Annotated in this window: 22 protein-coding genes; 2 read left to right on the top strand and 20 right to left on the bottom strand. The window is 60.3% G+C overall.

The genetic code is table 11. The annotated features are described in order from the left end of the window. Positions 1–47: 47 nt before the first annotated feature. Genes ACYJSS_RS06425 through ACYJSS_RS06455 form a run of 7 tightly spaced genes read right to left on the bottom strand, consistent with a single transcriptional unit; the run spans position 48 to position 3512 of the window. Positions 48–338 carry a hypothetical protein gene (locus ACYJSS_RS06425; RefSeq protein WP_111261639.1) on the bottom strand — a complete coding sequence of 97 codons (291 nt, stop codon included), beginning with the start codon at positions 336–338 and terminating at the stop codon, positions 48–50. Beyond that, complete coding sequence (locus ACYJSS_RS06430; RefSeq protein WP_111261638.1) at positions 338–1087, bottom strand: hypothetical protein; 750 nt, start codon at positions 1085–1087, stop codon at positions 338–340. Before ACYJSS_RS06430 ends, ACYJSS_RS06425 begins: the two co-directional genes overlap by 1 nt. After that, on the bottom strand, positions 1084–1269 hold the full coding sequence (locus ACYJSS_RS06435) for a hypothetical protein (protein ID WP_111261637.1): 186 nt from the start codon (positions 1267–1269) through the stop codon (positions 1084–1086). The genes ACYJSS_RS06430 and ACYJSS_RS06435 overlap by 4 nt, the downstream gene beginning before the upstream one ends. Continuing rightward, complete coding sequence (locus tag ACYJSS_RS06440; protein ID WP_236204599.1) at positions 1266–2258, bottom strand: hypothetical protein; 993 nt, start codon at positions 2256–2258, stop codon at positions 1266–1268. Before ACYJSS_RS06440 ends, ACYJSS_RS06435 begins: the two co-directional genes overlap by 4 nt. Next, positions 2255–2467, bottom strand: a complete 213-nt coding sequence (locus tag ACYJSS_RS06445) for a hypothetical protein (RefSeq protein WP_236204598.1) — start codon at positions 2465–2467, stop codon at positions 2255–2257. Before ACYJSS_RS06445 ends, ACYJSS_RS06440 begins: the two co-directional genes overlap by 4 nt. Then, positions 2464–3132 (bottom strand): hypothetical protein, encoded by a 669-nt coding sequence (locus tag ACYJSS_RS06450; RefSeq protein WP_236204597.1) that lies wholly within the window; start codon positions 3130–3132, stop codon positions 2464–2466. Before ACYJSS_RS06450 ends, ACYJSS_RS06445 begins: the two co-directional genes overlap by 4 nt. Then, positions 3129–3512: a phage protein NinX family protein gene (locus ACYJSS_RS06455; protein ID WP_236204645.1), complete on the bottom strand. Its 384-nt coding sequence runs from the start codon at positions 3510–3512 to the stop codon at positions 3129–3131. The genes ACYJSS_RS06450 and ACYJSS_RS06455 overlap by 4 nt, the downstream gene beginning before the upstream one ends. Positions 3513–3648: 136 nt before the next feature. Between ACYJSS_RS06455 and ACYJSS_RS06460 the strand changes: the two genes are divergently transcribed. Beyond that, the gene (locus ACYJSS_RS06460) at positions 3649–3906 is read left to right on the top strand and encodes a hypothetical protein (protein WP_236204596.1); all 258 of its coding nucleotides are present in this window, start codon (positions 3649–3651) and stop codon (positions 3904–3906) included. A gap of 8 nt (positions 3907–3914) precedes the next feature. On the opposite strand, the gene ACYJSS_RS06465 is transcribed toward ACYJSS_RS06460, so the two are convergent. Beyond that, positions 3915–4310 (bottom strand): hypothetical protein, encoded by a 396-nt coding sequence (locus ACYJSS_RS06465; protein WP_236204595.1) that lies wholly within the window; start codon positions 4308–4310, stop codon positions 3915–3917. Positions 4311–4408: 98 nt separating this feature from the next. On the opposite strand from ACYJSS_RS06465, the gene ACYJSS_RS06470 reads away from it, so the two are divergent. After that, positions 4409–4627, top strand: coding sequence for a hypothetical protein (locus ACYJSS_RS06470; RefSeq protein WP_236204594.1), 219 nt, complete (start codon positions 4409–4411; stop codon positions 4625–4627). On the opposite strand, the gene ACYJSS_RS06475 is transcribed toward ACYJSS_RS06470, so the two are convergent. The 12 genes from ACYJSS_RS06475 to ACYJSS_RS06530 form a co-directional block, all read right to left on the bottom strand. Further along, complete coding sequence (locus ACYJSS_RS06475; RefSeq protein ID WP_236204593.1) at positions 4617–4943, bottom strand: hypothetical protein; 327 nt, start codon at positions 4941–4943, stop codon at positions 4617–4619. The genes ACYJSS_RS06470 and ACYJSS_RS06475 overlap by 11 nt on opposite strands. A gap of 2 nt (positions 4944–4945) precedes the next feature. Beyond that, positions 4946–5419, bottom strand: coding sequence for a hypothetical protein (locus ACYJSS_RS06480; protein WP_236204592.1), 474 nt, complete (start codon positions 5417–5419; stop codon positions 4946–4948). Next, positions 5419–5592 carry a hypothetical protein gene (locus tag ACYJSS_RS06485; RefSeq protein ID WP_236204591.1) on the bottom strand — a complete coding sequence of 58 codons (174 nt, stop codon included), beginning with the start codon at positions 5590–5592 and terminating at the stop codon, positions 5419–5421. Before ACYJSS_RS06485 ends, ACYJSS_RS06480 begins: the two co-directional genes overlap by 1 nt. Positions 5593–5603: 11 nt before the next feature. Beyond that, positions 5604–6470 (bottom strand): ParB/RepB/Spo0J family partition protein, encoded by an 867-nt coding sequence (locus ACYJSS_RS06490; RefSeq protein WP_236204590.1) that lies wholly within the window; start codon positions 6468–6470, stop codon positions 5604–5606. A gap of 317 nt (positions 6471–6787) precedes the next feature. After that, on the bottom strand, positions 6788–7024 hold the full coding sequence (locus ACYJSS_RS06495; protein ID WP_236204589.1) for a hypothetical protein: 237 nt from the start codon (positions 7022–7024) through the stop codon (positions 6788–6790). A 20-nt stretch (positions 7025–7044) separates the two neighbouring features. Beyond that, a complete protein-coding gene (locus ACYJSS_RS06500; protein WP_236204588.1) occupies positions 7045–7299 on the bottom strand; it encodes a hypothetical protein in 255 nt (84 codons plus the stop codon). 453 nt (positions 7300–7752) lie between these two features. Beyond that, a complete protein-coding gene (locus tag ACYJSS_RS06505) occupies positions 7753–7998 on the bottom strand; it encodes a DUF1654 domain-containing protein (RefSeq protein ID WP_236204587.1) in 246 nt (81 codons plus the stop codon). Between the two features lie 54 nt (positions 7999–8052). Then, entirely contained in the window at positions 8053–8640 is a 588-nt protein-coding gene (locus ACYJSS_RS06510; RefSeq protein ID WP_236204586.1) for a hypothetical protein, read from the bottom strand. 62 nt (positions 8641–8702) lie between these two features. Next, on the bottom strand, positions 8703–9368 hold the full coding sequence (locus ACYJSS_RS06515) for an SOS response-associated peptidase (protein ID WP_236204585.1): 666 nt from the start codon (positions 9366–9368) through the stop codon (positions 8703–8705). A gap of 85 nt (positions 9369–9453) precedes the next feature. Beyond that, complete coding sequence (locus tag ACYJSS_RS06520; RefSeq protein WP_236204584.1) at positions 9454–9840, bottom strand: hypothetical protein; 387 nt, start codon at positions 9838–9840, stop codon at positions 9454–9456. Between the two features lie 2 nt (positions 9841–9842). Then, positions 9843–10535 (bottom strand): type II TA system antitoxin MqsA family protein, encoded by a 693-nt coding sequence (locus ACYJSS_RS06525; protein WP_236204583.1) that lies wholly within the window; start codon positions 10533–10535, stop codon positions 9843–9845. Beyond that, positions 10532–10942 (bottom strand): type II toxin-antitoxin system MqsR family toxin, encoded by a 411-nt coding sequence (locus tag ACYJSS_RS06530; protein WP_236204582.1) that lies wholly within the window; start codon positions 10940–10942, stop codon positions 10532–10534. The genes ACYJSS_RS06525 and ACYJSS_RS06530 overlap by 4 nt, the downstream gene beginning before the upstream one ends. Positions 10943–11056: the final 114 nt, after the last annotated feature.

The following is an 11056-nucleotide window of genomic DNA, read 5'->3' on the forward strand; positions in this document are numbered from 1 at the left end:
ATACCTCCCCGCCGGTCATTGCCGGCAGGCTGTGGTGGGGTAGGGGGTTAGAAGTTGCTGTCGCGCCCGAAGGCTTCCCAGAGATACAGCCGGCCCTTCTTGGTGAGGCCGTATCGACTGCGGTAGATCAGGCCAAGCTCCCTGCATATGGTCTGCGAGGTGTGGCCCTGGTGCCATCCGCTGGCGCATTTCAGGACGGCGAATCGAATCACGTCGCGCCTGTCCATCCCGCCGAAGTTGGCGTGACCCCAGGCGGCCTCAAGATCCTCATCGCTGACGAGCTCTTTGATCGGGTCGTCAGCTCGCGCGACGCGCTGTGCAAGACTGAGTTCTCGCATCACTCCCCCTCCTCAGCCTGGCGGGTGGAGAGGATGGCGAACTCGACAGCGTCGTTCACCGTGTAATCGAGGCGCTCGTTGTTGGTTGGGAATTCGACTACCTCCAGTTCGGCATTCAGAAGAGCGACCCAGGCGCCGTCTCGTTCTGCGTTCACCTCGATAGACCACCCATCAGGCAGCTCCCCGCAGGCCCGGTTGATGGCTGCATGAAGCGGAACATCACGTTCCTCTGCGCCGAGCTGTTGGGGTGGAAGGGCGTAGAGTTCTCGGGCTTCGTAGCCTCCGGGGAATGCTTCTGGCTCCCGCTTCACCCAATCGAAGTGGCCGCGGCTGCATTTGGCCCACTCCTCGTCGGTGAAGCGTGATTGCCACGCCACCGGCTTCTGCCCCCTGATCGCGTCGAGCTCGGCGCGGAGCTTGGCATTGTCGTTGGCATACCCTCCGGGAGGTTCGCCGCCGATTGGATCACCCTCGTTGTTCAGGCCGTAAACGTCTCGCTGATAGCGGTCGTTGGCCTTGATCAACTCGGCGCGGAGCTGGTCGCGGTCTTGGTACAGCTCGACGATCTGGTCATGCAGTCGGGCGTTCTGACCAGTCACGCGGCTGCATTCAGATTCCAGGCTGTCGCGTTCCTCGCGGAGCTGGTCGCGCTCGGCGGCCAGATCCAGTACCCACTGCGGGTCGCACTGCATGTCCATCTTCTGGCGCTTGGCATTGCGCGCCAGGCTAAGCAACGGATTAAAGCTCATCGGTCGTTCTCCTGGGGCGGGGTGGGAGCAGGCTTGTTCCAGGCCTGGGCCAGGCCTTCGGTAGTGAAGGCCTCCACGGTGCGGTTGCACTTCGGGCAGATGAGGCTCAGGAACACGGAGTGCTGCAGTCCCATCAGCTCGCCTTCGTATCCGCAGTGGCACGGCTTGATCTTCTCGCTCATGCATCACCCCCATTCCCCGCCTCAGTTGTAACCCCCTGGTTTACACCTGCCAGGTGCGGGTTCAGGCGCAGGTCGCTCTCCCGAGGAAATGATTTGCACGGACCGGAGAGTCCGCAAACGGCGCAGGTACGCGGATAGGGCTTCCCTTCAGCCATGAGCACGCGCTGACACGTTTTGCCCACAAACTCAACTGTGTGCGGTTGCTGGACAGCCTGCTGCTGTTCGGATGCAGGCGGGGTGGGGGCGCCTTCGACGAAAGCTCGCAGCTCTTTCACGAAGCCGTGCTCTGTCTCCGGTTCGAACGATGCGAAGCCTTCATCCATGCCCATGCAGTAGCGCCGCTCCAGGCAGAACTCGACCATGCCGACCAGGGTTGAGCGGGCCTCCTCGGACATCTGCTCCAGCACCCCAGCAGCAGGCGGGGCGTCATCCATAGCTAGCAGGGCGGCTTTCTCTTCATCGGGCATCTTGGTGATGGTGGCGGTGATTTCGACGGCCTCAGCCCATGGCACCGCATGACCAAGAACCGCCGCGCGCACTTCGATCAGTCGCGCTGCCAGCGTTTCGGCCGGCTCGGATTCGTCAGCAGCAGGCGGGGCGGAGAGCGCGGCGCGGGCCTGCCAGGCGGACCATGCAGCCTCAACAGTTGCTTGGATGTATCGTCCAGCGCGGTGTAGGTGACCGGGCCTATGCCTATCGAGAGTTGCGCCGGGATATCGCCCCAGGATGTAAGCCTCGAACTCCTCCCGCTCCCCCTGCACCTGCGCGGCGGGAGGGGTGGCGCCTTCCATGCGAGCTTGGATCATCTGCCAGGCTGGTTCGTACTCGGGCCAGTCGCTTTCGATCACCAGGCATTCGCGGGTGGGAAGGTTGTCGCGCACGATGTCCAGAACTTCGGCGAAGGAAGCATCGACCGCACCTGATTCCGCTGCGGCGATGAGGTCTTTGCGCTTGATGACGATGTAGCGGTTCTCGCGTTGAAATGTCATGGAATACGCTCCCATACGTTCTTGTCAGCCAGCGCCTCGTGGCTGGCGTAGGTGGATTTCATGTCGATGCCCTGGAGCTCGCACTGCTTGCCGTCGTCGGCGATGACGCGGTAGCGCTTGTGCGTGTTCCTGTTGAGGTATCGGGGCTTGGCGGGGCAGCACAGGGCGTCTATGCGCCGCTGTGTGGCGGATTCGGAGAGACCGGTCATGGCTGAATCCTCCGGAACTCAACGACCCAGACCATCGGGTTGGCGTCCCAGCTGCCAACGCCGTTGATGGATTCCCAGAGCCGGCTGAATGCGGTGATCGGACTTTCGTACCACCGCCACTGCGGGCACTCAGGACGGGAAGCGGGGTGGCTCTCGACGCCGCCCCATTGCTTGTAGAGCGAATTCCACCGCAATCCCTCGGCCTTCGCCTGCTCTTCGGTGATCGTCTGCAGCCGCTCCACGCGCACGTCGGTTATCTCCAGCAGGATGCGGGAGGCCCAGCGGGGCATGTGGATGGATGGGCACCAGCGCCCTGGGTCGCAGCGGTCAAAGCCTTCACGGAAGTAAGCTATCTGTGTGCCGTCAGGCGATATCGTCGTAGGCAATCCGCCCCACGGCCCCCAGCGCTCACCATCGGTTCGGCGTTGGCCGTGTGTCGCGTGGATAGAATGAGTCTCGCGCACCCACAGCCGGTCGCCTGGCTGGCCGTATGGGCACAGTTCGTTCGCCTTGCTGGCAACCCATTCGGGAGAGTGGTCGATCAGCCATTTGGCGGCTGCGCCCTTTACGACGCGCCGCGTTGCCCACTTGCGGTCATCCAGGATTCCACGCACCGAACTGCCGCTGAAGATGATCGGGCGCTCTTTGCGCTGAAGGGCGGTCATGGCAGCAGCTCCGCAGGGATCTGGACTTCGTCGCCGAGGTTGGCGGCTACGATGGCGCGGCAGGCGGCGATTAGCATGCTGTCGCCCGGGTACTGACGGGGCTCATCGTCATAGCGACTGGTACAGGTTCTGTTGGCCCAGTAGTTCTCATCGCCAATGCTCAGCTCGATGTGGTTGGGCTCCAGTAGCGGCCCACCCTTCGACCAGTCGGTTGAGTACGGCGCAGGGCCCTGCTGGTACGGGATTCCTTCATGGAAGAACGCCCACTCGCCGTTGCCGCTTTTGTGGTGACGCACCTCCAGCGGCTTGCCAGACAAGACCATGTCGACGGCCCAATCCAGCGCCGCGCCTATCAGCTCGGAGGTGCGTACAGTTTTCATCTCGGACACGATTCTTCCCTCCAGCGCTGCGCGCAGAGTGGGTTGGGGATGGGGTGTGTGAGAGGCCTCTGGTGCGAGGCGCTGCGGTGGTCTAGGTTTGTTTCTGCACGGCATTTCGCCTCATCAAGGAGGACTTATGGAACTTGGAATTGATCGTCCACGCGCACCCAGGCTGACCATTGAGAGCGGAAAGGGGGCTGGTAAGACCATCTATGCCGACTACTTGTGGGGGGATGCTTCAGAAGATCTTCCTCGCAAGGTGCGAGTTTTCGTTTTTGTCGGAGGCGACCAGAAGTGGATAGATGAGATCGATGGTCCGTTCTCAAGCCTGGCTGATGCCGATCAGCAAGCCCTGCTGTCAGCCTCGAACTGGTACGACCGAGGCAATGGATAAATGCCTAGCTAGAGGCTATTCCTTTCATCGTCTTCAGTGACCGATGCCATGCCGGTATCCAGATTCCGTAAGTCGATGATGGAGATGGAGCTGGTTCCATCGGTTACTTGCCACTGGGGCAGCTCCAAATTTCGGAACGTCCCGCAGTAGTGCCGATAGGCGCCCAGCGCCGCGCGCCTGAAGGACTTGGCAGCCACCGTGCAGATCGACATTTCCTTACCCCCCCCTGTGAGCTTGAGCTCGTAGACGTGCAGGTCGGAGATTCGCTTTGCGGCCTTCCTGGCGGTGCTGGGGTTGATCTTGAATTGCTCGCAGACCTCGGCCGTGGGCATGCTGGCCATTGCCTCTGCGATTGCTTGGTCACGGCCTGGATTGCGCAGGCCAGCGTAGATTACGGTTTGCATTGCTTTCTCCAGGTCGATCGCATCCTTTCCGCTGGTGCGGATGGATGGGGTGGGGTAGGTTTGGGGTTCCGGCTCGGGGCCGGCTCAAGGAGGGGACGATGCCAATCGAATCGCAGGTCTTGGATGCCTGCTACCGCGGATACGACTATTCGCTGACAATCGCCAGGCACCAGAACGGCTTCACCGTCGAGGTTGATATTCACGTAGATCGCTATCCGACACGCCCGGAAGGCGGGCTACATCCGGATTACGAGGCAGCCAAGAAGAAGGGCTCGGAGCTGGCGCAACGTTTGATCGATCAGTTGATCAACAGCTAGCCACATCTTCCTGCCGGTCGAGATGCTGCGATTCAGCCTCACCCTGACCCCGAAGTTGGCGCGCCACGCTTTCCGATATCGTTATTTCGTGGCGCGGCACGGCAAGGAACCGCTTGGCTCCCTCTGGCCCAAGGGCATGGATGTTCATGATCAGCAGCTGGATGCACTCGGCGATCTCGGTGATCGCGCCCCAGCTCATGAGGTCTCGCAGCATCGAGAGTATTCCTGGCCGCACGCGGTGCCGGAGTTCAACCTCGCCGCGCTCCTTGCGCCGCGCTGCTGCGTCGGCTGATCGTTGCTGGCTGGTCTTAGCCATGCTCAACGGGTCTCCGGGAACTGGATTTCGAACTGCTGGCAGACCTTCTTGAAGATCCGCGGGTCCAGCTCGCTCGCCTTGATGGCCTCACGTCGCGTCAGCCCGATGGCCAGGTAGGCGCGAAGCTTGGCGGCGTGGACTTCATAGCGCGCCAGGTGGGCGCGGCCACGGCCTTCGGGGAAGGTGATCTCGTGCTCCTCGGCCAGAGACACCAGGCGCTTCCTGCTGATGCCGGTCAGCTTTTCTACCTCGGTTATGCAGTGGGTCTTCGCCAGCTCCCGCACCCGGGTCATCTTCTCTTCGTCCTGCACTGCCTGGATCTGCCGCCGGCTCATGATCTCGATGTCGAGCGTCTTTCCTTTTCGGGCCATCAGCTTGGCGTAGCGCCTGGGGAACTTCACCGGATCGATCCCGGCGGCGCTCCCCAGCATGGCCACCTGCTGCTCATGGCTGCGGATGCAGCCGGTGGAGAGCATCACGCCACCTGCTGCGCCTGGCGGCGCTTGAAGCCGAGGACACACAGGTTGCCGCAGAGCTTGGCGAAGACGGGGTCGGTATAGCCGTAGCGGCGGGCGAGGGCGGCGGTGTCACGGATGTTCTTGCCGGCGAACTCTTCGATGTCGGCGGCGGGGTGCTGGCGCTGCTGCATGATGCTCTCCTTCAGCCTTCGATGGCTTCGGTGGACTGGCGAACGAGATCGGTGAAGCGCTCGAGCTGGTTCGCCTTGAGGGTGACGGTGATGATTTCGGCGCCTTCGCCAATGGCGGTGCGCACTTGTTCGGGGAGGCTGTCCGCAATCAACTTGCAGGACGCGTAGAGGCTTTCCAGCAGCGGACGGGGAATCTCCGGCTCCTTCATGGCCTTGGGCGTTACCCGCGTTGCGCCGGACGCCTTCACCTTCTCCAGGGTGCTCTGCAGCACCTTGCCGGCCTTGTCGCCGTGCTTGCGCACCACGCTCGCGGCCACGGTGGCGGATACCGCGCCGTCCTTCACCAGCTGCTGCACGTCCGTGTTGGCGTTGCCAACTGTGAGCACCTGGTCAACGTGCTGGCGGGTGCGGCCCATCTTCTGGGCGATCTGCTCGTTGCTCCACCCGAAGGCGGCCAGGCGCTTGTAGCCCTCGGCCAGCTCCAGCTGCGTGAGCTTGCGGCCTTCCTGACTGGTGATGACGCGCAGCACCCGCTCGGCGTCGTTGCCGGTAAAGGCGGTGATGGCGATCCAGGCCTGACCAGAGTCATCGCGCGGCAGTCGGCCCTCGGCGTCCAGCTTCAGGTAGGCACGGCGGCGGCGATGCCCGTCCACCACCCACATGCCGCCTTCAGCGCGCGGGCGAACCTCCAGCGGCGGAACCACCCCGCCCTGGTGCAGGTACTCGGCGAGCACCGCAATCGATTGCTCGAGGTCTTCGCCCTCGGCGCGCAGGTTGAAACCCGGCTCCTCGTGGAGGTCTTCCAGGCGAGCCTTCATCGCGTCTGCGCGCTTCAACTCGCCGTCCCGGATCATTTGCTTGAAGGATTTCGCAGTCATGCGAGGGGCCTCGTAAGTGGGTTGCGTGCATAGGTCGCCGGCCTCACCGGAAGCAGACACTTCCGCAAGGCCTATCCGGCATGGCCGGCGGCGTATGGACTCAACAAAAAAGGGCTGGCCAGCGATGCTGGGCAGCCCTGCCTCCGTACCTGTGTGATCGTCTACTTCATGGCAAGCCCTCCGCTGTTGCACCTGGGTGCCGGTGCCGCTCGTGCTCTCGTTGTTGCCCCGCGCGCGGCGTCATGCGTTGCGCGGTGGCGCCCCGTGTCGGTTCGGGGAAGGGGGAATGCTTGCCCTGCTACCGGCAGGGCGGCTGGTTAGAAAGCTCGGTGTTTGCGGGAAAGCCTTTGCTGAGCAGCGATTTCGCGCACTTCCCGCATTGCGTCCTTCAGGTCGCGCAACTGTTTCTCAAGCCCGGCTTTGAAGGCATCCCCAAGGCCTGGGCCGTACATGGCAATGCGCTTTTCAAGGTCTTCCTGTTGCATGCGATAGGCCGAGCTGAGCGCCTTGATGTGGCGGGGCATAAGTTCGCCGCGCGCTTCGTAACGTGCCATCTTCCTTCCTCCGTTCTGCCCTATCGGGCTGTGGTGTGGCGAACCGCGTAGTTGTAGAGCTCTTCCTTCACGATCGGCCTGTTGAAGCCGAGCACCGGATGGAATCGGTAGATGACCAGGCACTCACGGGCGTGATCGACCGTCCCGATATCGCTGATGATCACGACGCGTCGCGCGTGGGAGGCGAAGAAAACCTGCCCGGCCACATCGCCGTCGACGTAGCAGGCGGTGGTCATGCCATCGCTACTGCCGGTGTGCTTGATGCTTTCGAACATGGCCAAACTCCTGGCTGGTGTGGCTGCATGGGTTGGGTGATCTTGCCGGGCGCTACTCCGGCTATCCTCGTGAGGCCGACAAAGCCTTCCTCTCCGGTCCCGGCTCTAGCCCCTGCAGGCATACCGGGCGTCGCTCATGTGGCAGGTATTGCAGGCGGTTATTCAGGGGTGCGCCTATCCGTTGCACTGCGTGTCTGCTTTCCACGCCGAAGATCACCCACCGATGCAGCCAGGGCCTTGCGGCCCTGGTCATCGATCAAAGAGCTCTCAGATTTCTGAGCAGGTCGATCCCTCTTCGGGGCCTGGACCTCGATTCCCCTGGGCCGTGGTAGCCGGTGAGACTCCGGCTTGTGTGCCGGCGGTGTTCTGCTGGCGTGACTACAAATTAGCAACTGCTAATTAATCACGCAATAGCAAATGCTAATTTTCTTTTGGGAGTTGAGCCCGCGTGGTTCAGCAGTAGTTGCTGAACCAGGCAACATGGATGCTGCCGTCGGGGCGGTGGGTGAGGACTACGCCCTCTGTGTCGCGGATTTCTTCGAGGAGGCGATCCCAGTCGGAAGAACTGTCGGAGGGCTCGCGATAGATCACGGCCTGGTGCTCGATCTGGGCGCGGGGCGTGTTCAGCAGGAGCTGAACACGGCGGGTGAGGTGGTAGTAGCTGCTCTGCTCGGCGCGCTGAAGCGCTTCTTCTGCCATCGTTACTGCTCCTTGGCTGTATATGCATACAGTATTTCGGCAGATGATGGCCTTTCAATACCCGGGCAGGGGTCTACCTTGGTACACGTGTAAACTTTTTTTACAGGTTAAATCGCGCTCGGGCGCGAGCACGGTTTCGCGCCAGTCCCTGAACTCGTACTTGGGCGGGACGACGCTGCGGAGGGTCAGCGGAGCCAGTCCCGGCCGAATGACCTGCAGCCCTTCCACCCGGCCGAGCACATTCAGGTCGGTGTCCTTCATCTGGTAGTGCCAGGCCCCATCGACCCAATCGTGCCAGATGACGCCGAGGCGGTTGTATGTCAGGCCCGTGATATGGCCTTCCAGGACGGTGCCCAGCAACTGGTCGCCTTCCAGCAACTCGTAGTAGAAGCGGGGGTTGAAGTAGACCTCTGCGGCTATCCCTTCCTCGACGTGGAACGAGTAGGCGCCCAGGGCGCGCGTGACCAGCTCCTGGCGATGTCCCAGGCCGATCACCCCGGAGTGGTAGAACTCGTCGGCTATGTCGAGCAGGGCCTGGTAATGGGCGTCAGGGCTATAGCGAAAGGTGAAACTGTCATCGAGCGCACCCTGCCAGTTGTCGAGCAGGAATCGGCGGCGTTCTCGGATATCGCGGTTGTCCATGGTACGGATAAGATTTCTGTATGGATATACAGTATCCGCCCGCCGCCGCAGTTCAGCCACTCTCACCCGACGGGCAGCGGCTTCACCAGTTGGGGGCCCTGGTTGCGAACGTTGCCCACGGCGCGGTCCACCCGATACCACTCGAACGCCTCAGGCCCCTCGCCGGCACCCAGCATCTCCTCAGCCCGCGCAGCAGGCGTGGCCGGGTCCAGCCATTCCCGGGCGAGGGCAGGGGAGAACGCAACCGGCCGGCGGTCGTGCACATCGACCATGCCGCCCAGGGCGTCTGCGGTGATGATCACGAAGCCGTCGTCATCACGCGGCTCGTCATGAACCTGACCGATCGATGCGCACAGGGTCGGCTGCAGGTCCTTCCTGCGAATGAAGTAGGGCTGTTTCTTCGGCCCACCCTCATCGACCCACTCGAACCACCCTGACACCGGGCAGAGCATTCGATGCGGCCAGATGGCGCGGAAGAACGGTCCATGCGCCACTGTCTCGGCGCGGGCGTTGATCGGTGCCGCGCGATCCTGGGCCCAGTGCGGCCTCCACCCCCAGCGCATAGGCGCCACCCGTGCATCGTCCTCAAGCGGCAGCACGACCTGCACCTGGGTGGTGGGCGCGACGTTGAACCGCGGCTCGAGCGGAGTGCTCGGCGGCAGGCTGTGGATGTTCAGGAGGTGGTAGATCTCGGCCCAGGACATGAACTGGGCGACGCGTCCGCACATGAGATTCCCCTTCAGCAGGTTCCGAAAGGGTAGACCAAACTGGTATGACTAATTTGTGTCCTGGGTGCTCATGTTGCAGTAGTGACTATGCGCTGCCGACCAGAAGATTTCGCTTAATGGACCGGTTGTCGAACTTAAATACCAGTACATAGTTCCCATCCTCGTCAAGCGTAGGGGTAACAATTTTTGTGCTGAATATTATAGAGCTTGCTTCCGGTCTAAGGGCTTTCGGATCAAGTACAACCATGCTTTCGCCACTCGGGGATAGAACATTGAAGGTTAATTGTTCATAACCCTCTACATCGTCAAACTGTGCGAAAACGCAAATCTGAGTCATGGTTCTGGTTTCTGCATCTTCACTGAAGAAAACGCCATTTGTGTAAACGCCATTAAAGCTTAGCTTATTCCCCTTCTCCTGTCTTATGTCGTCGCAAACAATAATGTTTCTAACTTTCGGAAGCTTCTTGGTCATTACTAATGCGCCGTCATTGTGCTGGTATTTATCTCGTGAAGACTAATAGCTGCTCCGGTCAGCGGTGTTGCAATTTTGGAAGAGCTAACTGCTACGGACTTGGCAACCGTTTCAATGTTTATCAGCTCAAGGGCCAAGCTCTTCGCTATCTGGAAGTCCTCAAGATCATCAATCACTCCACCAAGCGCTAATCTTGATCGGTTAGTAGGCATCTTATCTATTGAAACAGCTCGTCTCGATGAGGATGCTAAGTAACTGGGTCTGTCCTGATCATCCATTTCCCTGAGCCAGTCAAGCACTATTGGGCGCTGGATAATGAGTCTTATGAATTTTGTTATGGTTCTAGATGGTATGATTGATCCAAGCTCATACTTAGATATGGCTTTCTCTGAGCTGTCGAATAACTCAGTAAGGGCTCCTTGAGTTATTTCGAATGCCGCTCTAAACGCTTTAATGAATTCGGGAATGCTATCGCGGTTAATATCCAGTGATCGCGCATAGTGGTCGGCTTTAGCGCGCGCAACAGCGATATTATTCTTCTTTGTGATCTCAGGAGTCTCTACTTCTTCGCCACAGTGGGCGCAACTGTACGCATCAAGCATTACCGGGACAGTGCACTTGTCTGCCGTCTTGGCTTCAAATTCATACTGGAATAGAGACAGCGTTCCCTCACTTGAGCAGATCGGGCATTTCATACTGGCTTCCTCGGCTGGTGGAATGACTGCACGCTGACCACCGCCACTGGCTGTAACTGCTTATTCAACAAAACTTTCAGATAAATCTTGTCTGATCTACCTTCACTATTTCTGGCTGTGGGCAAATACACGTCCATACGTATTGGCTCTCCATCCGCATCCAAAACAGGTCTACCACGCTCATCATTCTTGGTCCAGACATGGTCGTAGTCGCTTGGCTGAAGCCTGCCAACGATCCCTCTGACATCATCTGGGCTGTAGCCGAGGTTCTCAGCGTCACGACGCGCACCTCTGGTCAGAGCGAACGACGCCTCTGACGAAGCTGCCTCCCGGATGGCATTGAGGTCATAGAGAGGGCCTTTGGGGCCGCGAGTATTAACCATAATGGTTACCCGCGCCACAGTCATTCGAAAATCCGCGACCGGGATAGATCATTTTGAGTCCTTTCAGGCCATCCGGTTCTATCAAAATCTACGCCTTCTTTGCATTCCAGATCAGCAGCACCCTGGCGTGGATGGCCG

It is taken from the genome of Pseudomonas sp. No.21 (assembly GCF_054558415.1).